We start from the raw sequence: 22570 nt of genomic DNA on the forward strand, positions 1-22570 counted from the left end.
AATGAAGCGCTATGCATTTTTGGTTCGTGGAATAAACGTTGGTGGTCGTCACAAGGTAGTCATGGAAGAATTTTGTCATGAGTTAAAAGAACTTGGGATGTCAAATGTTTCTTCCTATATAAATAGTGGAAATTTTTTCTTCGATTCATCCTTGATGAAAGTGGAACTCCTCTTAGTTTTAGAGAGATTTCTTAATAAGACTTATCCATTTATTAAGGTGTTTTCTCTTTTTACTCTAGAAGATTACCAAAATGAAGTGGCATCTTTACCTAAGTGGTGGGAAAATGATTTCTATAGAAAAGATGTCCTCTTATATACTGAAAGACTTGATAAGAACGAAATGAGGAATGTTATTGAGTCTTTAGAGTTAGGAGATGAAATTATTCATCTTGGTCAACTTGGGATCTACTGGGGTAAATTTGATAAATCAAGCTATAACCAAACGGCTTATCATAAGAAGCTATTGAAAGCACCTTTTTATCCTTCTATAACCATTCGAAATGCAAGAACTTTTTCAAAAATTGGTCACTTTTTAAGAATGAAATAAAATTAAGGGAGAATTAACATGTCGCTACTTGAAAAAATTAGAGTTACTCAAGCATTTTTGGAAAGTAAAGGAATTGAAAAACCTGAGTTTGGTTTAATTTTGGGTTCTGGACTTGGTGAGTTGGCTGAAGAAGTTGAAGACGCAGTTGTCATTGACTATGCGGATATTCCAAACTGGGGACAATCAACGGTTGTCGGTCATGCTGGAAAACTTGTTTATGGAACTTTGTCTGGACGTAAGGTTTTAGCTCTTCAAGGACGTTTCCATTTTTATGAAGGAAATCCGCTTGAAGTAGTTACTTTCCCTGTACGTGTTATGAAAGCTCTTGGATGCGAAGGAGTTGTTGTAACCAATGCAGCAGGTGGTATCGGCTTTGGTCCAGGCACTTTGATGGCCATCACTGACCACATCAACATGACTGGTCAAAACCCATTGATTGGTGAAAACTTGGATGATTTTGGTCCTCGTTTCCCTGATATGTCTAAATCGTATACTCCAGAATACCGTGAGACTGCACATCGAGTTGCTGACAAATTGGGCATTAAATTAGATGATGGTGTCTATATCGGTGTGACTGGTCCAACTTACGAAACTCCAGCTGAAATTCGTGCTTATAAGACTCTTGGTGCAGATGCTGTTGGGATGTCAACTGTCCCTGAAGTCATTGTTGCAGCACATTCTGGTTTGAAAGTTCTTGGTATTTCATGTATTACCAACTTTGCGGCTGGTTTCCAAGAAGAACTCAATCACGAAGAAGTTGTGGAAGTGACAGAACGTGTTAAAGGGGATTTCAAAGGCTTGCTGAAAGCTATTTTGGCTGAACTTTAAAAAGGAATAATTGATGTCAAACTTAATGAATAATCCATTATTTCGTATCATTCGTGGAGTTTTTATAATTGCTTTCCTGACCATGGTTTGGTTGGTTATATTTTCTGCTATAGATACAAGTGGTAGTGAGATAGACTATGAACCATTTCAAGGAGCATCTATCGTATTTGCAGTTTTAAGCTATATCATAATAGTGTTCCTATTTCAATACCATAAAGTTGTTAACTTAAAAGAGTCAATTAAATCATCATACAGTGCAATTGAAATTAAAGAACAGTATGTGGAAAAATTGATTGTACAACTGCGAGAACTGACTGATAAGATTGTAGACCATGAGTTAAAAATGTCTGTTAGAAAAAATGTTTCAGAATTGTTAGAGGAAAAAAAGTCTGTCAACAATTTGACTAACGATGAAAACAAAGCTAATCATTCAGAATCTAAGCGGAAGTCTTACGGTGAGTCTGGCAATTTTTCTAAACATGAATACTCTACTAAACTAGAGGAAACGAAGAATAAAATTATAGAGAAAATCGAAAGAGATACAAATATTACAGCTGATCAAAGTATAAAGGATTTGATTGCTGAGATTAAAGAGTCAGAAGTACTTGTTGCTAATCAAAAATTATACTACAATGAAATGGTGTCGCAATATAATAAAACAATTTACAGTTTGCCACTTGCTTTGTTAAGAACAACTTTAGGTCATTCAGAGATAAACTACTTATAACATAGAACAAAATCATTAAGACTAGAATATAGTTAAAAAGGTCAAAGAATGAAAGCTAGTTTTAGTTTTTCTAATTCAGCACGAGATTGCCTTACTATGAAATAAAAACAAAGAAGGGATTGACCCTACTCTAAAGACAGTAGGAAAAGTTGGTTAAAGCAATTTTAGCCATACTCTAATATATGGGTAGTAAAGAGAGAAAGAGTTTGACTTGGCTCCCCAAGTCGATTAGGTTAAGTTTAGCTGTTTTGACAACCGGAATAGCTTCTGGTTTGATTGGTATTCTTTGCCATTATCTTTTAGATTTTATAAAATTTCTTACTTTTGGCAATGATACGACAGATCTCTTGTTACAATTTAATTCTGTAAGTGCTTATCGACGCTTCGTAGTTATAGTGGTAGCTGGTGTCTTAGCTAGCATCTTTTGGTATTTCCTTCAGCGTCGAGTCTCCCTTCTTTCCATTAGAAAGGCTAAGCAACTCGTTGGCAAGAAGAGTCCAAATTTTCTTGGCCAAAGTCTACATGCTTTGGTGCAAGTAGCAATCGTTGGAGCAGGTGCTTCAGTAGGCAAGGAAGCAGCTCCACGAGAATTAGGTGCCTTATGTGCTGGCAGTTTATCAAAAAAACTGGGTTTAGAAATTCCTGAAAGACAACTCATGATTGCATGTGGTGCAGGAGCAGGTTTAGCTGCGGTTTACCAAGTTCCCTTTGCCAGTATACTGTTTGTTTTGGAAACTTTGGGAGTTGCTTGGAAACTGAAAAACATTGGTATCATTCTTGTGACAACCTATTTGTCAGCTTATTGTGCTCGTCCAATTGTTGGTGGGAAAGCTATATATTTAGTTGATAAAGTAAGCTTACATCCTACTAGTTTGATACAGATTCTTGTTTTGACGCTGTTTGTAACTCCGCTTGCTCTTATATTTAAAGTTTTAGCTAAAAAGGCGAGTAAAAGTCGTATAACAGATAAACATATTCTCTGGACCATGCCCGTCTCTTTTATAATATTAGGTGGTATTGTAGCTTTCTATCCTATAATCATGGGAAATGGTCAGGTTCTAGCACAATGGATGTTCTCTGGAGGAACTTCGGAATACCTTCCGATTTTGCTGGTAATCAAAGGGCTTATTGTGTGCTTGTTGCTATGGTCAGGTACTTATGGAGGGACACTGACGCCTTCGTTTACTTTAGGTGTCGGATCGGGTTTCTTATTAACAAGGTGTCTTGAGACTTTTGGTTTGTCCCTAAATCCTAATCTAGGAATGTTACTTGGCGCAACCATTTTTTTAGTAACAACTTTGGATGCTCCTCTGACGGGAATAGCCTTAGTTCTAGGTTTTACCGGTCAAGGAGGGCTGGTAGCAGTTCCTCTAATCTTAGCGGGTCTACTATCAAGGATAATTAATAATAGATGGAAGAAAAAACAATGAATATTCATTTTATCTTACACGAAACGTTTGAAGTTCCAGGAGCCTATTTAAAATGGGCTCAAGACCGTGGGCATAATATCACATCAACCAAGGTATATGAGGAAGAGGTCCTTCCTGAAACCGTTGAAGGTATTGATTTTCTAATTGTGATGGGTGGTCCTCAGTCACCTGATGAGGATCGTCAGACCTTTCCTTATTATGACCCAAATGCTGAGATTGCATTTATGCAAAAAGCAATTGCTGCTGATATCTATATTGTTGGTGTATGTTTGGGAGCTCAGCTTCTGTCTGTAGCCTATGGTGGTAAGTATGAGCATAGTCCAGAACGCGAAATTGGTGTGTTTCCAATAACACTTACGGATGATGGATTAGCTGATGAGCATGTCAAAGGTTTTGGCACAACTCTCAATACTGGCCACTGGCATGGTGATATGCCTGGATTGACTGATAATGCAGTTGTTCTTGCTACTAGTCAAGGTTGTCCACGTCAAATTATTCGCTTTAGTCCTAAACACTATGCCTTCCAAGCACACCTAGAGTTTGATTCCCAAGCTATTGATTTGCTCATAGCTGCGGATGGCGAAGAACACTTGCGTAAGCAAAATAAGGAGTTACCTTTTGTTCAAACACCTGAACAATTGCGTACCAACGATTATTCAGAAATGAACAAGAAGTTATATGATTTTCTTGATTCATTGACTCAAGCTTAATCCACTTTTAAAAAAGTAATAATTTATCAACTATATAATAGTGGATAAATTATTTAAAAATAAAAATTAAGAATGGTAGATAGTGTGTTCAGGTTGCTCTTTTACCATCAAAAAATAGAAAGGACGGGTTAACTGTATTCACTAAAATGAATACGGGCGGAGAACGAAGTAAAAAGATAAACTGTCTAGCATTTATAAGGCGTCGTCAGTTTCCTATTATTACTTTGTTCTCTGTCGCCTCTCCTGTATATAAAAAATGAAAGGAAGGGTAGTTCGGGTTTGAAACTGAACCCGGGCTAGAGGCTGTGTAAAAAAGATAAATCCTCCTAGATGCGAAGCATCTTTGTCGGATTTCCTATTTTTACTTTGCCTCTTTAACGCCCTTGGTATCTTATATTATGTCTATCCATATTGCTGCTAAGCAAGGTGAAATTGCTGATAAAATTCTCCTACCTGGAGATCCTTTACGTGCGAAATTCATTGCCGAGAATTTCCTCGAAGACGCTGTATGTTTCAATGAAGTTCGTAATATGTTTGGTTACACAGGAACATACAAAGGTGAACGTGTCTCAGTAATGGGAACTGGAATGGGGATGCCATCTATCTCTATCTATGCTCGTGAGCTTATTGTTGACTACGGGGTTAAAAAATTGATTCGTGTGGGAACTGCTGGTTCATTGAATGAGGATGTTCACGTTCGTGAGTTAGTTCTAGCGCAAGCGGCAGCGACAAACTCTAACATTATTCGTAACGATTGGCCACAATACGATTTCCCACAAATTGCAAGTTTCAATCTCTTAGATAAGGCTTACCACATTGCTAAAGAGCTTGGTATGACTACACATGTTGGTAATGTCTTGTCTTCTGACGTCTTCTATTCGAACTATGGTGAAAAGAACATCGAGCTTGGTAAATGGGGTGTGAAAGCTGTAGAAATGGAAGCAGCAGCACTTTACTACCTTGCAGCTCAACACCAAGTAGATGCTCTTGCCATCATGACTATTTCTGATAGTTTGGTTAATCCAGATGAGGACACAACAGCTGAGGAACGTCAAAATACTTTCACTGATATGATGAAAGTTGGTCTTGAAACATTAATTGCAGACTAGTTTGTAAAAGGACGCCATTTGGTCGTCCTTTTGTGTTGTAGCTAATATCTATTCGAAGTGACAATGGGTTAAAATTTTTCAAACTACTAGAAAAAAATAAAAATATTTGGAAGAAAAAGACTTGTAATAAATAGATAAAAATCCGACAATTTAAGATTAAACCACCAAAAATGTGAAAAATAGTTTACAATATTATGAAAAATGATAGAAATTAGATGCTTGATATCATAATGAAAAACGGTTTCTTCTTTTTTAAAAAGAATGACAATTGAAATGAAGTTATAGTAATGTTATAATGATAATGGGAAATGTCTAATTTTAATTTTTAGGAGCAATTTATATGAGTTCGCGTACGAATCGTAAGCAAAAACGTACGAGTAATAGATCGTGGGGGATGGTCAACGTTGGGTTGACCATTCTGTATGCTATTTTAGCATTGATCTTATTATTCACAATGTTCAATTATAATTTCCTATCATTTAGGTTTTTGAACATCATTATCACCATTGGTTTGTTGGTAGTTCTTGCTATTAGCATCTTCCTTCAGAAGACTAAGAAATCACCACTAGTGACAACGGTTGTATTGGTTATCTTCTCGCTAGTTTCTCTGGTTGGTATTTTTGGTTTTAAACAAATGATTGATATCACTAACCGTATGAATCAGACGGCTGCATTTTCTGAAGTAGAAATGAGCATAGTAGTTCCTAAGGATAGTGACATCAAAGATGTGAGTCAGCTTACTAGCGTACAAGCACCAACTAAGGTTGATAAGAACAATATCGACACCTTGATGTCTGCTCTAAAGAAAGACAAAAAGGTTGATGTTAAAGTTGATGATGTTGCTTCATATCAAGAAGCATATGACAATCTTAAGTCTGGCAAATCTAAAGCTATGGTCTTGAGTGGCTCTTATGCTAGCCTACTAGAGTCTGTCGATAGTAACTATGCTTCAAATCTAAAAACAATCTATACTTATAAAATTAAAAAGAAGAATAACAATTCTGCAAAACAAGTAGATTCAAAAGTCTTCAATATTTATATTAGTGGTATTGATACCTACGGTTCAATTTCAACAGTGTCACGTTCAGATGTCAATATCGTTATGACCGTTAACATGAACACACATAAGATTCTCTTGACGACCACTCCACGTGATGCGTACGTTAAGATTCCTGATGGAGGGGCAGACCAGTATGATAAATTAACCCACGCAGGTATTTATGGCGTTGAAACATCTGAAAAAACTCTGGAAAATCTTTATGGCATTAAGATTGATTACTATGCACGTATTAACTTCACATCTTTCCTTAAGTTGATTGACCAACTTGGTGGTGTGACAGTTCATAATGATCAAGCCTTCACGAGTCTTCACGGGAAGTTTGATTTCCCAGTTGGAGATATCCAAATGAATTCTGAACAAGCCCTTGGCTTTGTTCGTGAGCGTTATAGTTTGGATGGAGGAGACAATGACCGTGGTAAGAACCAAGAGAAAGTGATTTCTGCGATTGTAAACAAGTTAGCTTCACTAAATTCTGTATCAAACTTTACTTCAATTGTTAACAATCTTCAAGACTCTGTTCAAACGAATATGTCTTTAGATACCATTAATGCTCTGGCCAATACACAACTTGATTCAGGTTCTAAATTTACGGTGACTTCTCAAGCAGTAACAGGTACAGGTTCAACTGGACAATTGACCTCTTATGCTATGCCAAATTCTAGTCTCTACATGATGAAACTGGATGATTCAAGTGTGGAAAGCGCCTCTCAAGCTATCAAAAATTTGATGGAGGAAAAATAAGTGATTGACGTTCACTCACATATTGTTTTTGATGTTGATGATGGTCCTAAAACTTTAGAAGAAAGTCTTGACCTCATTGGCGAAAGCTATGCGCAAGGAGTGCGTACGATTGTTTCAACATCCCATCGTCGTAAGGGAATGTTTGAAACCCCAGAGGATAAAATCTTTGCTAACTTTTCTAAGGTAAAAGAAGAAGCAGAAGCACTTTATCCAGACTTAACTATTTGTTATGGTGGTGAACTTTATTACACCTCAGACATTGTGGAGAAGCTTGAAAAGAATCTCATTCCACGCATGCACAGCACTCAATTTGCTTTGATTGAGTTTAGTGCTCGCACATCTTGGAAAGAAATTCATAGTGGGCTTAGCAATGTTTTACGCGCAGGGGTGACACCAATTGTTGCTCACATTGAGCGCTATGATGCCCTCGAAGAAAATGCTGATCGTGTTCGAGAAATCATCAATATGGGCTGCTATACTCAAGTCAATAGTTCACATGTCCTCAAACCAAAGCTCTTTGGCGATAAAGATAAAGTAAGAAAGAAACGTGTTCGTTATTTCTTGGAAAAAAATTTGGTTCATATGGTTGCTAGTGACATGCATAATCTTGGTCCAAGACCACCATTTATGAAAGATGCCTACGCTATTATCGAAAAGACTTACGGAACGCGACGTGCTCGTAACCTTTTTATCGAAAATCCACAAACACTACTTGAAAATCAATACATATAGGAGAAACTATGACTCAGGAAAACACGAAGCGTGTTGAAATCGACGTGCTTGCATTATTGCACAAACTTTGGACTAAAAAGGTATTTATTCTATTTACAGCCTTTTATGTCGCTGTCTTTGCCTTCTTGGGAACTTATTTCCTCATTCAACCCACATATACGTCATCGACACGTATCTATGTGGTTAACCAAGCGAATGATGGCAAAAACCTTTCTGCTCAAGATTTGCAGGCCGGTACATTTTTGACAAAAGACTACAAAGAAATTATTACATCAAATGATGTCTTGTCAGAAGTTATCAAAGATGAAAAATTGAATATGACAGAAGCAGAACTTGCTAAAATGATTTCAGTTAATATTCCTACTGATACTCGTCTTATCTCAATTTCTGTTAATGCTAAAACTGGTCAAGATGCGCAAACACTTGCCAATAAGGTTCGTGAAGTTGCTTCAGAAAAAATCAAAAACGTGACAAAAGTTGAAGATGTTACAACGCTTGAAGAAGCTAAGTTGCCAGAGTCACCATCTTCACCCAATATCAAACGTAACGTGCTTCTTGGAGCTGTACTTGGAGGTTTCCTTGCAGTAGTTGGTGTATTGGTACGTGAGATCTTAGATGATCGTATTCGCCGACCAGAAGATGTGGAAGATGCTCTTGGAATGACACTTCTTGGAATTGTCCCTGACACAGATAAAATTTAAGGAGAAAAAATGCCTAAATTAAATTTAGTAAAATCTAAAGCAAACTTTGCCAAACAAACAGAAGAGTACTATAATGCCATTCGCACAAATATTCAATTTTCTGGTACACAGATGAAAGTGATTGCGGTTAGCTCTGTTGAAGCTGGCGAAGGGAAATCAACGACATCTGTTAACTTGGCGATTTCATTTGCTAGTGTTGGGCTTCGAACACTTCTCATTGATGCTGATACTCGTAATTCTGTTTTGTCAGGTACATTTAAGTCAAATGAGCCTTATAAAGGTCTTTCAAATTTCCTTTCAGGAAATGCTGATCTGAATGAAACTATTTGCCAAACTGATATTTCAGGTTTGGATGTCATTGCATCTGGTCCTGTACCACCTAATCCAACAAGTCTTTTACAAAATGACAATTTTAGACATTTGATGGAAGTTGCTCGTAGTCGTTATGATTATGTCGTCATTGATACGCCACCAATTGGTTTGGTCATTGATGCTGTTATTATTGCCCATCAGGCTGATGCCAGTCTTTTGGTTACAGCAGCTGGAAAAATTAAACGTCGTTTCGTAACTAAGGCGGTCGAACAATTGGAACAAAGTGGTTCTCAGTTCTTAGGTGTCGTCCTTAATAAAGTTGATATGACAGTTGATAAGTATGGTTCATATGGTTCTTACGGATCATATGGCGAGTATGGAAAAAAATCTGACCAAAAAGAAGGTCATTCAAGAGCACATCGTCGTAGAAAAGGATAGCATTAATGGGGATGATGCGGCTCCTTATACCTTAACAGATTAAAAAGGGGTTTAGAGTGAAAGAAAAACAAGAAATTCGTCGCATTGAAATTGGTATTATACAGTTGGTTGTGGTTGTTTTCGCGGCCATGGTAGCTAGTAAAATACCATATACAGAGATTACCCAAGGAAGCATTGTCCTTTTAGGTGTCGTACATGTAGTGTCTTACTATATCAGTAGTTATTATGAAAATCTTAAGTATAGAGGCTACTTGGATGAACTCATTGCAACTGTCAAATATTGTTTCATATTTGCTCTAATTGCAACATTCCTCTCGTTTTTTGCAGATGGAAGTTTTTCAATCTCACGTCGCGGACTTCTTTACGTCACCCTGATTTCAGGTGTTCTCTTATACGTTACAAATACTGTTCTTAAGTATTTCCGCTCATCAATTTATACACGTCGTAAAAGTAACAAGAATATTCTCTTGATTTCTGATCAGGCACGTCTTGAAAATGTTTTGTCTCGTATGAAAGACAATATGGATGGTAGGATTACAGCAGTTTGTGTCTTGGATAATCCTTATTTCACTGATCCATTTATCAAGAGTGTTAAACCTGAAAATTTGATTGAATATGCGACACACTCAGTAGTAGACCAAGTTTTGATTAATCTGCCAAGTGAGCAGTACAAGATTTGGGATTATGCGTCACCATTTGAACTTATGGGAATCCCAGTATCCATTAATTTGAATGCCCTTGAATTTATGAGTCAGGGTGAAAAACGTATCCAACAATTAGGTCCTTTCAAAGTTGTTACGTTTTCTACGCATTTTTATAGCTATGGAGATATCTTGGCGAAACGCTTCCTTGATATCTTTGGAGCTATAGTTGGTTTGGTGCTCTGCGGTATTGTTGGAATCTTCCTTTATCCTCTTATTCGTAAAGATGGAGGACCAGCTATTTTTGCTCAAGATCGTGTGGGAGAAAATGGACGTATCTTCAAGTTTTATAAATTCCGTTCTATGCGTGTTGATGCAGAAGAAATCAAGAAGAATTTGATGGCACAGAATCAAATGTCTGGTGGTATGTTTAAGATGGACAATGATCCACGTATTACCAAAATTGGACATTTCATTCGTAAAACGAGTCTTGATGAACTTCCACAATTTTGGAATGTTCTAAAAGGTGATATGAGCTTGGTAGGAACACGTCCACCAACATTGGATGAGTACGAATCTTATACACCGGAACAAAAACGTCGCCTCAGCTTTAAACCAGGTATTACTGGTCTTTGGCAAGTAAGCGGTCGAAGTGAAATTACTGATTTTGATGAAGTTGTAAAACTAGATGTTGCTTATATGGACGGATGGACAATCTGGCGCGATATCAAAATATTATTGAAAACAATTAAAGTAGTAGTAATGAAGGATGGAGCAAAGTGATGGCTTTCTCCATTTCTTTTAATGGTGATTAAATGACAAAAACAGTTTATATCGTTGGTTCTAAGGGAATTCCAGCAAAATATGGTGGATTTGAGACCTTTGTTGAGAAGTTGACAGAGTTCCAACAAGACAAAGATATCCAATATTATGTAGCTTGTATGCGTGAAAATTCTGCTAAATCAGGAATTACAGCAGATACTTTCGAACATAACGGTGCTAAATGCTACAATATTGACGTCCCAAATATCGGGCCTGCACGTGCCATCGCTTATGATATCGCAGCTCTTAATAAGGCCATTGAGATTGCTAAGGAAAATAATGATCAAGCACCAATCTTCTATGTTTTGGCCTGCCGAATTGGTCCATTTATCTCAGGTATTAAAAAGAAAATCAAGGCTATCGGTGGTACCCTTATGGTTAACCCGGATGGTCATGAATGGCTTCGTGCAAAGTGGAGTCTTCCTGTTCGTAAGTATTGGAAAATTTCAGAGCAACTCATGGTTAAACATGCAGATCTCTTGATTTGTGATAGTAAAAACATTGAATCTTATATTCAAAATGATTATGCGAAGTATCGTCCTCAAACAACCTATATTGCCTATGGAACAGATACAACTAAATCTCGATTGACTAAGGTTGATGATAAGGTTCGCACATGGTATTTTGAAAAGGGTGTCATTGAAAACAATTATTACCTAGTTGTAGGACGCTTCGTGCCTGAGAATAACTATGAAGCAATGATTCGTGGTTTTATGGCATCTAACTCTGACAAGGACTTTGTTCTCATTACCAATGTTGAAGAAAACAAATTCTACGACAAGTTGCGTCAGGAAACTGGTTTTGACAAGGATCCTCGTGTGAAGTTTGTCGGAACTGTCTATGACCAAGAATTGCTCAAATACATTCGTGAGAATGCCTTTGCTTACTTCCATGGTCATGAAGTAGGTGGTACTAATCCATCCCTTCTTGAGGCTCTTGAGTCTACTAAGCTCAACCTCTTGTTGGATGTAGGCTTTAACCGTGAAGTCGGTGAAGATGGTGCTCTCTATTGGAAGAAAGACCAACTGGCAAGTGTCATTGATCAAGCTGAGCAATTGGATGAACAAGCTATCGAAGAACTCAATCAAAAATCAAGTAAACGTATTGCTGAAGCCTTTACTTGGGAAAAAATTGTTACAGACTACGAGAAAGTATTTAAAGGATAGAAATGCAGAAAATTTTATATCTTCACGCTGGTGCCGAAATGTATGGTGCTGACAAGGTTTTGTTGGAGCTTATTAAGGGTTTGGATAAAGATGCCTTTGAGGCTCATGTCATCTTGCCCAACGATGGTGTCTTAGTGAGTGCATTGGAAAAGGTTGGGGCTAAGGTAAAAGTTATCGATTATCCAATCTTGCGCCGTAAATATTTTAATCCTAAGGGAATTCTTGAGTATTTTGGCTCTTATAATCGTTATTCAAAGCAAATTGCTAAATATGCTAAGGATAATGGCATTACTCTTATTCACAACAATACGACTGCGGTACTTGAGGGGATTTATCTCAAACGTAAGTTGAAATTACCTTTGATTTGGCATGTGCATGAAATTATCGTTAAACCAAAAGCAATCTCTGATTTCATCAACTTTTTGATGGGGCGTTATGCTGATACGATTGTGACAGTTTCAAATGCTGTAGCCGACCACGTCAAGCAGTCTCGCTTTGTAAAAGATGACCAAGTTCAAGTCATCTATAATGGTGTTGACAATGCCGTCTATCATGAAATGGATGCTAGTACAGTCCGTGATCAGTTTGGTATTGCACAGGATGCTTTGGTTATCGGAATGGTTGGTCGAGTGAATGCATGGAAAGGTCAAGGCGACTTCTTAGAAGCTGTGACTCCAATCTTAAAGGCTAATCCAAAAGCAGTAGCCTTTCTGGCAGGGAGTGCTTTTGAAGGTGAAGAGTGGCGAGTTGATGACTTGGAGAAGGCTATATCAGACTCACCTGTAGCTGGGCAAATTAAACGTATCGATTATTATAGCAAGACGACAGAGCTCTATAATATGTTTGATATCTTTGTCTTGCCAAGTACCAATCCAGATCCTCTACCAACTGTAGTTCTCGAATCAATGGCTTGTGGCAAACCTGTAGTCGGCTACCGTCATGGTGGTGTCTGTGAAATGGTTAAGGAAGGTGAAAATGGCCTTCTTGCCACACCAAATCAGCCTGCAGAATTGTCTAAAGCTATTCAAGAATTGGCTGATAACACCGAGAAGAGAGAGCAGTTTGGTAAGGCCTCTGTTAAACGCCAAAAAGAACTCTTCTCATTACAAAGTTATATTCGTAATTTCTCAGAACTATATAAGAAATAAAAAGAAGTACTAAGAAGTACTAAGAAGTACTAAGAAGTACTAAGAAGTACTAAGAAGTACTAATATGAACAGCGAAATACTAAAAAATAAATTAAAACCAATCGTTTATCCAATTATTAATTTTATTCCTAGACGAAGACTTAAGAATAAAAATTTTACGATCATTTGTGATAATTGTTGGGCTGGAAAAGTCTATCAGGAATTGGGCTTGCCTTATCAAACTCCATTTGTAGGGATGTTTGTCTTTTCTCCTGATTACATCAAGATGCTCAAGAATTTAAAACACTATTTGAGTGGTAATATCCCTTTGACATTTGTTCAGGAATCGAAATACATCAAAGATTTTGATAATGCTTATCCTCTAGCACTTCTTGATGATATTGAACTTCATTTCCTGCATTATGCTGATGAAGAAGAAGCAACTCAAAAATGGAATCGTCGTTTAGAAAGAATACATTGGGATAATTTGTATTTCAAGTTCAATGATAATGATGCCTGTACTTACGAGCTGATGAAAGAGTTTGAAGAACTTCCATACAAGAGTAAGGTGATTTTCTCTTCGAAGAATTACAGTGAGCTACCTTCCTTGGTTCATTTTAAATCAGCAGAGAAGCAAGGGCATGTTGGGATTGATTTGAAAACTTACCACCGCTATTTTAATGCTGTTACCTGGTTGAATAAGGGTGGGGAAGATTTAACATAAAATAAAAATTTAGGTGAAGAATCCATGAAACCACTTTTAACTGTTGTCATTCCAGTTTATAATGTCGAAAAGTATTTAAAACGTTGCGTAGAAAGCGTACTTGTCCAAGGGTGGCATAATTATGATATTTTACTTGTAGATGACGGAAGTACTGATAGCTCTCCTCAAATCTGTGATGATTATGCTAAAGTTTATGACTTTATCTCAGTGATTCATAAAAAAAATGGAGGGCTTTCTGAAGCTCGCAATACTGGTATTTCACATGCTAAGGGTGATTATGTTTATTTCCCTGATTCTGATGACTGGCTTGAACCACAAACATTTAAAGAATTAGCAGAGGTGTTGGAATCCCAAGAGTTTGATATCGTTTCTTTTAACCGTGAGTTTGTGAAGGGTGAAGAAGATCCTATAGTTTCAGATCCATTAGTAACTCAAGTGTTTGAAGGTAAAGATGCTTTTGTCCAAGTGCTCAAGCATAGTTATATCACAGGTTTTGCCAACGACAAAATTTATAAAAAGTCTCTATTTATTGATAATAATATTTCTTTTCCAAAAGGAAAATATTATGAAGACTTGGGAACGAATTACAAGCTTTTTCTTTCAGCTGAGAATGTCTTTGCTACCAATCAAAAGTATTATCACTATTTAATTGATAATCCTGATTCCATTACACAGTCTTGGAATGAGCAGAAGTTTAGTGATATGTTTGAATTTTATAAAGATATTTTCTATTCTGATTTTGTTCGTTCACAATTAAATCAAGAAGAATTACAAACTTCACAGCTATATTATGTGAATGGCTTGACTCATATCTTGGCAAGTTTATATAAATCTGAATTAGATAAAAAATATATAGACATTACTAATCAAGTGAAACAAGAGTTACTTAAGAATAGTGTTTCTCTTTCTCAAATGAAAAATCAACCAAATAAGTTAAAATATATACTGTTTAGACTTAAAGTATTAAAACTGGCTTTCAGTATTCAAAACATTTTCTGATATGATTTAGGAGTCTATTTTGAAATATTCTGTTATTATTCCAGTTTATAATGTTGAGAAATATATTGACCGTTGTTTAAAAAGTATTATTTCTCAGAACTATGATGACTTGGAAATTATAGTGGTAGACAATGGGTCTACGGATAGTAGTGGCAGTATTTGCGATACTTATGCTAACGAGTACTCAAATATCTCAGTCTATCATATTGAGAACCACGGTGTTGGTTCGGCACGTAATTTTGGCTTGTCCAAAGCCAGGGGAGAGTTTATCTACTTCGTTGATAGTGATGATTATCTTGTTGGTAATCTCTTTGCTGATTTTGCTGATAAGCTAGTGTTAGATATGGATTTGGCTGTTTTTAGTTATTACAATTCTTTTGAGGAAGATTTAACTGAGAAGCAGCGTACTGAAAAGTCACTTCCATTTAAAGGGAATTACGACAAGGATGGTTTTATCAAGATATTTAAAGAACTATTCCTATCGGATATGCTTTACACAGTTTGGAATAAGATATATCGCAGAGAATTTCTTCTTGAAAATAACCTCTCTTTTGAGCAGTATGAGTTAGGTGAAGATGTCCGCTTTAATCTTGATGTTTATCGTGAAGTCAACAAGATTTATCTTTCTCAAGATTCCTACTATGTTTATGTCATTGGTAGAAAAGGTTCTGCTATGTCGGGCTATAAACCCAAGCGTCTTCAGTATCAGCTTCAAGAATTGAAGATGGTTGATGATCTACTTTCTGACTGGAATTTGGATAGTTCAGGTTTTGATAAAACAATTAAGTCACGAATCTTAATGAGTAATATTTATAATATCTCCAAACAAAATACTCAAGTCAGTATAAAGTTAAAATATGTAAAGGATATTTGTGAAAATAAAGTCATCAAATCATTTATTTATACAGAAGAAAACGATTTGAAACCTTTCATAAAATATTTACTAAAACATAAAATGTACCGTACTGTTCTGTTTCTTAAAAAGGTTCAGGCGTTAATTAAAAGGAGTTAAAATGTTTCGTATTGAAGCAGAAAAATTATTAGTTGGTTTTGTATTAGCATTTATAGTAGCTGTAGATATGTTAGGTACAACTATGTTAGGTAGATTGGTTCCAACTATACCGAGTTCTATATCTGTACTTGTTTCTTTATGTTTGTTAATTCGTTTTAAAGACATTAAGAAATTTTCTATAAACTACTTGATTTTTGCACCTTTACTTCTAATTGTAGGCTTTCTTGTTGCTTTACAAATGAAGAATTATAGTTTCCTTGCTTATATGATTTTGCTTGTTTCTTTATATGATATGGACATGGATTTTATTTTAAAAGTCTATAGTGCAGTAGTGATTCCCTTTATATTAGGAACTGTACTATTATCATTAGTTCATGTTATTCCAAACTTGCAGTTCATACAAATGAGAAATACAGGTGTTGTGACCAGAAACTCATTTGGCTTCATTTATCCAACGGATTTTGCATCACATTGTTTTTATTTATATGTTGCTTTATGTTATCTAAATAGAAATCGTTTCCTTATTACCCGTTCAATTTTAGGATTAGGTCTTGCAGCATTTATTATTAAGTTTTGTGATGCTCGTTTGAATGCAATGTCTATTGTAATTTCAATCCTTATATTTGCTTTCTTTTATTTCAATAAAAATAAACATCGTATGATTTTTGGCATACTTCCAGTATCAATTTTAGCGTCATCTGGGATTATGTATTACTTAACGAAAAACTTTACATGGTCAAGTCCATTCTATGTTGCCGCTAATAATTTGGTTAGTATGCGGTTGAGACTAGGAAACGATGCCTTAAAAACTTATGCTGTACGTTTGTTTGGTAACCCAGAGGTAAAATTTATCGGTTACGGTGGTAAGACGGAATCAGTCTTAAGTTATAACTATGTAGATTCCTCATATATTCAGATGTTGTTCTATTATGGAAGTGTTGCAGTAATTCTTCTGGTTATATTATATTTAGTAAGATCTTGGGTTATCTATCGACAAGGAAATTACTTGATTTTAACTTTACTATCTTTGATTACATGGAATTGTATGATTGAAGCATTTTGGATTAGACCATCGTACAACATCTTTTTCTACATTTTATTTGCATCTACGACACTAGGAATTGCAAGTAAAAATGGGAGAGTAGAATGAAAGTTTTAAAAAATTACGCCTACAATCTTTCCTATCAATTACTGGTCATTGTTTTACCAATCATTACGACACCTTATGTTACTAGGATTTTTAGTTCAAAGGATTTAGGTACTTATGGTTACTTTAATTCGATTGTGACCTACTTTATTCTTTTGGCAACTTTAGGTGTTGCTAACTATGGTACTAAGGAGATTTCAGGACATCGAAAGGATATTCGTAAAAATTTCTGGGGTATTTATACCCTCCAATTGATTGCGACTATTTTGTCTCTTGTCTTGTATACATCATTATGTTTGTTCTTTCCTGGTATGCAAAATATGGTGGCTTATATCTTAGGATTAAGCTTGATATCGAAAGGAATGGATATTTCTTGGTTATTCCAAGGTTTGGAGGATTTTCGTCGTATTACCGCAAGGAATACAACGGTAAAAGTTTTAGGAGTTATTTCTATCTTCCTATTTGTGAAAACACCTGGTGATTTGTATCTCTATGTTTTCCTATTGACCTTCTTTGAATTGCTTGGGCAATTAAGTATGTGGTTACCAGCGAGACCTTACATTGGAGAACCACAATTTGATTTATCCTATGCTAAGAAACATCTTAAACCTGTTATTTTGCTATTTCTCCCTCAGGTTGCCATTTCACTATACGTGACTTTGGATCGTACCATGTTGGGTGCCTTGTCATCTACCAATGACGTCGGTATTTATGATCAGGCATTGAAGATTATCAATATCCTCTTAACACTAGTGACGTCTTTAGGTAGTGTAATGCTTCCTAGGGTATCTGGTCTTTTATCTAGCGGAAATCATAAGGCCGTTAACAAGATGCATGAGTTGTCTTTCTTGATTTATAATCTTGTGATTTTCCCGATAATAGCAGGTCTCTTGATTGTTAATAAGGACTTTGTGAGTTTCTTCCTAGGGAAAGATTTCCAAGAGGCTTATCTTGCCATTGCTATTATGGTCTTTAGGATGTTCTTTATCGGTTGGACGAATATTATGGGAATCCAGATTTTGATTCCACACAATAAACATCGTGAGTTTATGCTCTCTACGACTATTCCGGCTGTTGTCAGTGTTGGACTTAATCTCTTGTTAATTCCTCCATTTGGCTTTGTCGGGGCCTCAATTGTATCAGTTTTAACAGAGGCTTTGGTATGGGTTATTCAATTGAATTTTTCAAGGAGATTCATCAAAGATGTGTCAATCCTTCCAGCCATGTCAAAAATTATCTTAGCATCAGTTGTCATGTACCTTGGACTCTTTGTCTTTAAGATGTTTGTTCAATTGAAACCAATGCTAAATGTAGCAGTAGATGGTCTTGTCGGTGCTATCATTTATATCGTCTTGATTATTGTCTTACGTGTCGTTGATATGAAAGACTTGAAGCAACAGTTAATGAAAAACTAAGGAGAAAAATATGTACGATTATCTTATCGTTGGTGCTGGTTTGTCTGGAGCAATCTTCGCACATGAAGCTACAAAACGTGGCAAAAAAGTAAAAGTGATTGACAAGCGTGATCACATCGGTGGCAATATCTACTGTGAAGATGTTGAAGGTATCAACGTTCACAAGTATGGTGCTCACATTTTCCATACCTCAAATAAAAAAGTTTGGGATTATGTCAACCAATTTGGTGAGTTTAATAACTATATCAACTCACCAATTGCTAACTACAAGGGCAGTCTTTACAACCTTCCATTTAACATGAATACATTTTATGCTATGTGGGGCACTAAGACTCCTCAAGAAGTTAAGGACAAGATTGCTGAGCAAACGGCTGATATGAAAGATGTTGAGCCTAAAAACTTGGAAGAACAAGCAATCAAGTTGATTGGTCCAGATATCTACGAAAAGTTGATCAAAGGATACACTGAAAAACAATGGGGACGTTCTGCAACAGACCTTCCACCATTTATCATCAAACGTCTTCCGGTTCGTTTGACTTTTGATAATAACTACTTTAATGACCGTTACCAAGGGATTCCAATCGGTGGTTACAATGTCATCATTGAAAATATGCTTGGTGATGTAGAAGTAGAACTTGGGGTTGACTTCTTTGCCAATCGTGAAGAGCTGGAAAGCTCAGCTGATAAAGTTGTCTTTACAGGAATGATTGACCAGTACTTTGATTATAAACATGGTGAGTTGGAGTATCGCAGTCTTCGTTTTGAACACGAAGTCTTGGATGAAGAAAATCATCAAGGAAATGCCGTGGTCAACTACACAGAGCGTGAGATTCCTTATACTCGTATCATTGAGCATAAGCACTTCGAGTATGGTACACAACCTAAGACAGTTATCACACGTGAATACCCAGCTGATTGGAAACGTGGAGATGAACCATACTACCCAATCAATGATGAAAAGAACAATGCCATGTTTGCTAAGTACCAAGAAGAAGCTGAGAAAAATGACAAGGTTATCTTCTGTGGACGTCTTGCAGACTATAAATACTACGACATGCACGTGGTTATTGAGCGTGCCTTGGAAGTCGTTGAGAAAGAATTTACTAGATGACACAAGAAAAGATTGATATCGTTGTTCTCTGGGTTGATGGTAGCGATCCAGAGTTTATCCGTGAGAAACAAGAAGTAACAGGCCAAATCTCAGTTTCTAATGAATTAGTTGATGGAGATTTAAGATACCGTGAATTTGGAATTTTTAATTACTGGTTTCGAATGATTGAAAAGCATGCTCCTTGGGTAAATAATGTTTACTTAGTCACCAATGGTCAAAAACCGGAATGGTTGAACTTGGATCATCCAAAACTTAGATGGATTACTCATAAGGAATTTATGCCTAAAGAGTACTTGCCTACCTATAATTCTGCGGCCATTGAGCTTAATCTCCATCGTATTGAAGGCTTGTCGGAAAACTATCTCTATTTCAATGATGATGTGTACTTGATTAGAGATAGTCAACCATCGGATTTTTATAAGAATGGGCAACCTAAGCTATTTGCGGTATATGATGCTTTGGTTCCTTGGTCATCATATACAAATACTTATTACAAAAATGTTGAGTTAATTTATCGTCATTTTCCTAATAAGAAGGCCCTAAAGACCTCGCCTTGGAAATTTTTTAATTATCGCTATGGATATTTAGTTTTGAAAAACTTGCTACTTTTGCCATGGGGGCCAACTGGCTATGTGAACAACCATTTAGCTACACCAATGAAAAAAAGCACCTTGGCGAATTTATGGAAAATTGAGGGTGAAACCTTAGATAGAACGTCACGAAATAAAATTAGAAACTACGAAGTAGACGTTAATCAATACATCTGTCAGTATTGGCATATTGAAAGTAATCAGTTTTATCCTATATCAAAGAATTTTGGTGAAACGATAAATTTACATCAAATAGATAGGTTAGAGAGTATCTTTAAAGATAAACATAAAAAATTGCTTTGTGTGAATGATGAAGTTGACTTTAAAGAGGAGAATATCATTCGTTTTAAGGAAATCTTACAAGAACGCTATCCTGAAAAATCGGCTTTTGAAAAATGAGAAATAAGAGATGAAATACTATTTAAAAGAAGAATTTTTACACGATAACAATGTTAAAAATGCCGGTAATAAGGCACGTAATGATGTTGAAGAAATTGTAAAGAGAGAAGGTTATCAAGCCTTGGTTCTTTCAGTTGATAATTGGTACGAGATGAGTACACTTAAAGCACAACTTCATAAATCGAAGGCTTTTGGACAGGCCTTGAATCAACTAAAGCAAGGTGATGAGCTACTTATCCAGTTCCCAATGCTTCATCATAGTTTTTTCACAACACATCATGTAAAGAAAGCACAGAAAAAAGGCGTAAAAGTTCATTTTATTATCCACGATTTGGAAGTTTTACGCTATGCCAATTTGGATACAGTACCTTTGAAACATAAGATTCGGGTTCAAATTCAAGAATCAGGTCTTCTTGCTGCAGCTGATGGCATTATTGCCCACAATCCAATCATGAAATCTGTATTGGTAGATAAAGGGATTGCGGCAGATAAGATTGTTAGCCTTGGCATTTTCGACTATTTGATTCCAAATTTCCAAGAGAAATCAGGTTTCACGAAGAATCAGCCAATTATTGTAGCTGGTAACTTGGCACAAGAAAAAGCTGGTTACCTTTACTCTCTTCCTGCAGAACCTGCTTATAACCTTTATGGTGTCGGCTTCGACGAAAGCAGAGCTCTTGAGAATGAGAACTACTTTGGTTCCTTCCTACCTGATGAGCTTCCTGCAGCCCTTGAGGGTGGTTTTGGGCTTGTCTGGGATGGCGACAGTGCTGAGACATGTAGTGGTGTTTTCGGCGAGTACCTTCGCTATAATAACTCTCACAAGGCGTCACTTTACTTGGCCTCAGGATTCCCGCTTGTGGTTTGGAAACAGTCAGCCTTATCTCATTTTGTGCTTGAGAACGGCTGTGGAATTGCAGTAGAGTCACTTCATGAATTGAAGGCGACAATTGACAATCTTTCAGATACTGATTACCAAGATTTGGTTGAAAATACCAAGCGTGTCGGTAAAGGTATTCGTGATGGTCACTACCTACTTACTGCATTAAATAATTTGAAATAAGATAAAAAATCCTCATTTTAGTGAGGATTTTTTGCATTATTTGGAGACTTCAAACTGGTATTGGGTTCCTGGGACTTTGCCATTTGAGTAGATTGCTTGAATATAGTCGTCGTAAGTGATTGACTTGGACTTACCAGCTTTTACGAGCTCTGGATCTCGCCATATATTTGGATCAGTAGCATTGCTATCTCGCTTGGTGAGATAGAGGTACTCAATATAAGTTCTATTGTCGACAAAGGCACCAGCAACCTTTTCCTTACCATTATCAGATCGCGTGTACATACGAGTCGTTCCACCACCATCTAGTAGGAAGGCAAGACGAATATTCGAGTAGCCTATATTTTTTAAAAGCTTATAGACGCCTTCGTGATTCAAGCCCTTATTAAGGGAGTTGTGGCCATAGGTTTGGATAATACGGATAATACCATCATAGGTCTCTACGTAAATGGAACGAGCATTTGGTTGGTCAGGATCACCTTTTTCCCAGGTTTTATCTACTTTTTTATCTTTAATGAGAATACCAAAGGCACCTGTATCCCAACCGTTGCTTCCCATGTGGGTAAACATTTTAGCTGTGTCGATATTTGGATAGGTTCCGGCAGTGATATTATTTTGATCATCTCCATATAGAAGGCCTGTTTTGCCCAATTCGATTTCCTTTTGAGCGAAAGGACGATCTAGCCCTTCGTAAGACCAAAAACCAGAGTTAATAAGAGCAAGAGCTTCTCGTCGCTTAGCTTCGTACTTAATACTTTGCTCTGTGAGTTCAGGATTATTATCTTCGGTTCTTCCTTTTTGTAGGACATACTTTCCGTCCTTCTTGAAGGAGAGAATCTGCATGTCTACATTTTTAATATTGCCTTTTTCAAGTAAGACAGACTGATCTAAGAGCTCTTTATTCTTTATGGTAAAGTTCAATCCATCCTTATTTGATGGCATGGAAAGCTTCTTAATATCTCGATTGTTGAAATAGATGGTGAGGTAGAGCAGTCCACCAACTATGGCACCTATCATTAGAA

The 22570-nt window shown here is 36.5% G+C and carries 22 protein-coding genes; 21 read left to right on the forward strand and 1 reads right to left on the reverse strand.

From position 1 onward, the window contains the following. The first annotated feature begins 1 nt into the window (after position 1). The 21 genes from ACT170_RS02915 (at position 2) to ACT170_RS03015 (ending at position 21551) form a co-directional block, all read left to right on the forward strand. The gene (locus tag ACT170_RS02915; RefSeq protein WP_444818004.1) at positions 2-547 is read left to right on the forward strand and encodes a DUF1697 domain-containing protein; all 546 of its coding nucleotides are present in this window, start codon (positions 2-4) and stop codon (positions 545-547) included. Positions 548-565: 18 nt separating this feature from the next. Continuing rightward, the gene (locus ACT170_RS02920) at positions 566-1375 is read left to right on the forward strand and encodes a purine-nucleoside phosphorylase (protein ID WP_037601228.1); all 810 of its coding nucleotides are present in this window, start codon (positions 566-568) and stop codon (positions 1373-1375) included. Between the two features lie 13 nt (positions 1376-1388). Then, the gene (locus ACT170_RS02925; RefSeq protein WP_049545878.1) at positions 1389-2102 is read left to right on the forward strand and encodes a LemA family protein; all 714 of its coding nucleotides are present in this window, start codon (positions 1389-1391) and stop codon (positions 2100-2102) included. A gap of 182 nt (positions 2103-2284) precedes the next feature. Further along, entirely contained in the window at positions 2285-3532 is a 1248-nt protein-coding gene (locus ACT170_RS02930; RefSeq protein WP_060972925.1) for a chloride channel protein, read from the forward strand. After that, positions 3529-4242, forward strand: a complete 714-nt coding sequence (locus tag ACT170_RS02935) for a type 1 glutamine amidotransferase (RefSeq protein WP_037601325.1) — start codon at positions 3529-3531, stop codon at positions 4240-4242. Before ACT170_RS02930 ends, ACT170_RS02935 begins: the two co-directional genes overlap by 4 nt. A 398-nt stretch (positions 4243-4640) precedes the next feature. Continuing rightward, positions 4641-5351, forward strand: a complete 711-nt coding sequence (gene deoD, locus ACT170_RS02940) for a purine-nucleoside phosphorylase (protein WP_014634439.1) — start codon at positions 4641-4643, stop codon at positions 5349-5351. 340 nt (positions 5352-5691) lie between these two features. Then, the gene (gene cpsA / locus ACT170_RS02945; protein ID WP_444818005.1) at positions 5692-7152 is read left to right on the forward strand and encodes an LCP family glycopolymer transferase CpsA; all 1461 of its coding nucleotides are present in this window, start codon (positions 5692-5694) and stop codon (positions 7150-7152) included. Further along, complete coding sequence (cps4B, locus tag ACT170_RS02950) at positions 7153-7884, forward strand: capsular polysaccharide biosynthesis protein Cps4B (RefSeq protein ID WP_048675937.1); 732 nt, start codon at positions 7153-7155, stop codon at positions 7882-7884. It abuts the gene before it with no gap. 8 nt (positions 7885-7892) lie between these two features. After that, complete coding sequence (locus tag ACT170_RS02955; protein WP_002884894.1) at positions 7893-8585, forward strand: capsular polysaccharide biosynthesis protein; 693 nt, start codon at positions 7893-7895, stop codon at positions 8583-8585. Between the two features lie 9 nt (positions 8586-8594). Further along, positions 8595-9335, forward strand: coding sequence for a tyrosine-protein kinase (locus ACT170_RS02960; protein WP_444818006.1), 741 nt, complete (start codon positions 8595-8597; stop codon positions 9333-9335). Between the two features lie 56 nt (positions 9336-9391). Further along, on the forward strand, positions 9392-10759 hold the full coding sequence (locus ACT170_RS02965; RefSeq protein WP_444818007.1) for a sugar transferase: 1368 nt from the start codon (positions 9392-9394) through the stop codon (positions 10757-10759). Positions 10760-10791: 32 nt separating this feature from the next. Then, positions 10792-11964 (forward strand): beta 1-4 rhamnosyltransferase Cps2T, encoded by a 1173-nt coding sequence (gene cps2T, locus ACT170_RS02970; protein WP_444818008.1) that lies wholly within the window; start codon positions 10792-10794, stop codon positions 11962-11964. Between the two features lie 2 nt (positions 11965-11966). Further along, positions 11967-13112: a glycosyltransferase family 4 protein gene (locus ACT170_RS02975; protein WP_414327557.1), complete on the forward strand. Its 1146-nt coding sequence runs from the start codon at positions 11967-11969 to the stop codon at positions 13110-13112. 64 nt (positions 13113-13176) lie between these two features. Then, the gene (locus ACT170_RS02980) at positions 13177-13815 is read left to right on the forward strand and encodes a DUF1919 domain-containing protein (RefSeq protein WP_414327558.1); all 639 of its coding nucleotides are present in this window, start codon (positions 13177-13179) and stop codon (positions 13813-13815) included. 24 nt (positions 13816-13839) lie between these two features. Next, positions 13840-14814, forward strand: coding sequence for a glycosyltransferase (locus ACT170_RS02985; RefSeq protein ID WP_444818009.1), 975 nt, complete (start codon positions 13840-13842; stop codon positions 14812-14814). Between the two features lie 19 nt (positions 14815-14833). Next, a complete protein-coding gene (locus ACT170_RS02990; protein WP_080612043.1) occupies positions 14834-15826 on the forward strand; it encodes a glycosyltransferase family 2 protein in 993 nt (330 codons plus the stop codon). A gap of 1 nt (position 15827) precedes the next feature. Continuing rightward, complete coding sequence (locus ACT170_RS02995; RefSeq protein ID WP_080612042.1) at positions 15828-16976, forward strand: polysaccharide polymerase; 1149 nt, start codon at positions 15828-15830, stop codon at positions 16974-16976. After that, positions 16973-18388 carry a flippase gene (locus ACT170_RS03000; RefSeq protein WP_201042852.1) on the forward strand — a complete coding sequence of 472 codons (1416 nt, stop codon included), beginning with the start codon at positions 16973-16975 and terminating at the stop codon, positions 18386-18388. Before ACT170_RS02995 ends, ACT170_RS03000 begins: the two co-directional genes overlap by 4 nt. A 10-nt stretch (positions 18389-18398) precedes the next feature. Beyond that, positions 18399-19499 carry a UDP-galactopyranose mutase gene (glf, locus tag ACT170_RS03005; RefSeq protein ID WP_198463922.1) on the forward strand — a complete coding sequence of 367 codons (1101 nt, stop codon included), beginning with the start codon at positions 18399-18401 and terminating at the stop codon, positions 19497-19499. Further along, complete coding sequence (locus ACT170_RS03010; RefSeq protein WP_064524752.1) at positions 19496-20488, forward strand: stealth family protein; 993 nt, start codon at positions 19496-19498, stop codon at positions 20486-20488. Before glf ends, ACT170_RS03010 begins: the two co-directional genes overlap by 4 nt. A 10-nt stretch (positions 20489-20498) precedes the next feature. Further along, positions 20499-21551: a hypothetical protein gene (locus ACT170_RS03015; protein WP_064524750.1), complete on the forward strand. Its 1053-nt coding sequence runs from the start codon at positions 20499-20501 to the stop codon at positions 21549-21551. A 36-nt stretch (positions 21552-21587) separates the two neighbouring features. Here the strand turns inward: ACT170_RS03015 and ACT170_RS03020 are convergent, their stop codons facing one another. Next, positions 21588-22565, reverse strand: coding sequence for a phosphodiester glycosidase family protein (locus tag ACT170_RS03020; RefSeq protein WP_110981303.1), 978 nt, complete (start codon positions 22563-22565; stop codon positions 21588-21590). Between the last annotated feature and the right edge of the window lie 5 nt (positions 22566-22570).

This window comes from Streptococcus sp. cx1 (genome assembly GCF_052384325.1).
Lineage (GTDB): Bacteria > Bacillota > Bacilli > Lactobacillales > Streptococcaceae > Streptococcus > Streptococcus salivarius_G.

Bases quoted from the DNA above. Each gene is read 5' to 3' on its own strand.
- ACT170_RS02975 (WP_414327557.1), top strand. From the start codon at position 11,967: ATGCAGAAAATTTTATATCTTCACGCTGGTGCCGAAATGTATGGTGCT.
- ACT170_RS03015 (WP_064524750.1), top strand. From the start codon at position 20,499: ATGAAATACTATTTAAAAGAAGAATTTTTACACGATAACAATGTTAAA.
- ACT170_RS02925 (WP_049545878.1), top strand. From the start codon at position 1,389: ATGTCAAACTTAATGAATAATCCATTATTTCGTATCATTCGTGGAGTT.
- ACT170_RS02980 (WP_414327558.1), top strand. From the start codon at position 13,177: ATGAACAGCGAAATACTAAAAAATAAATTAAAACCAATCGTTTATCCA.
- ACT170_RS03000 (WP_201042852.1), top strand. From the start codon at position 16,973: ATGAAAGTTTTAAAAAATTACGCCTACAATCTTTCCTATCAATTACTG.
- cps2T (WP_444818008.1), top strand. From the start codon at position 10,792: ATGACAAAAACAGTTTATATCGTTGGTTCTAAGGGAATTCCAGCAAAA.
- ACT170_RS02955 (WP_002884894.1), top strand. From the start codon at position 7,893: ATGACTCAGGAAAACACGAAGCGTGTTGAAATCGACGTGCTTGCATTA.
- ACT170_RS02995 (WP_080612042.1), top strand. From the start codon at position 15,828: ATGTTTCGTATTGAAGCAGAAAAATTATTAGTTGGTTTTGTATTAGCA.
- ACT170_RS02915 (WP_444818004.1), top strand. From the start codon at position 2: ATGAAGCGCTATGCATTTTTGGTTCGTGGAATAAACGTTGGTGGTCGT.
- cpsA (WP_444818005.1), top strand. From the start codon at position 5,692: ATGAGTTCGCGTACGAATCGTAAGCAAAAACGTACGAGTAATAGATCG.
- ACT170_RS02935 (WP_037601325.1), top strand. From the start codon at position 3,529: ATGAATATTCATTTTATCTTACACGAAACGTTTGAAGTTCCAGGAGCC.
- ACT170_RS02930 (WP_060972925.1), top strand. From the start codon at position 2,285: ATGGGTAGTAAAGAGAGAAAGAGTTTGACTTGGCTCCCCAAGTCGATT.
- ACT170_RS03020 (WP_110981303.1), bottom strand. From the start codon at position 22,565: ATGATAGGTGCCATAGTTGGTGGACTGCTCTACCTCACCATCTATTTC.
- ACT170_RS03010 (WP_064524752.1), top strand. From the start codon at position 19,496: ATGACACAAGAAAAGATTGATATCGTTGTTCTCTGGGTTGATGGTAGC.
- deoD (WP_014634439.1), top strand. From the start codon at position 4,641: ATGTCTATCCATATTGCTGCTAAGCAAGGTGAAATTGCTGATAAAATT.
- glf (WP_198463922.1), top strand. From the start codon at position 18,399: ATGTACGATTATCTTATCGTTGGTGCTGGTTTGTCTGGAGCAATCTTC.
- ACT170_RS02985 (WP_444818009.1), top strand. From the start codon at position 13,840: ATGAAACCACTTTTAACTGTTGTCATTCCAGTTTATAATGTCGAAAAG.
- ACT170_RS02920 (WP_037601228.1), top strand. From the start codon at position 566: ATGTCGCTACTTGAAAAAATTAGAGTTACTCAAGCATTTTTGGAAAGT.
- ACT170_RS02960 (WP_444818006.1), top strand. From the start codon at position 8,595: ATGCCTAAATTAAATTTAGTAAAATCTAAAGCAAACTTTGCCAAACAA.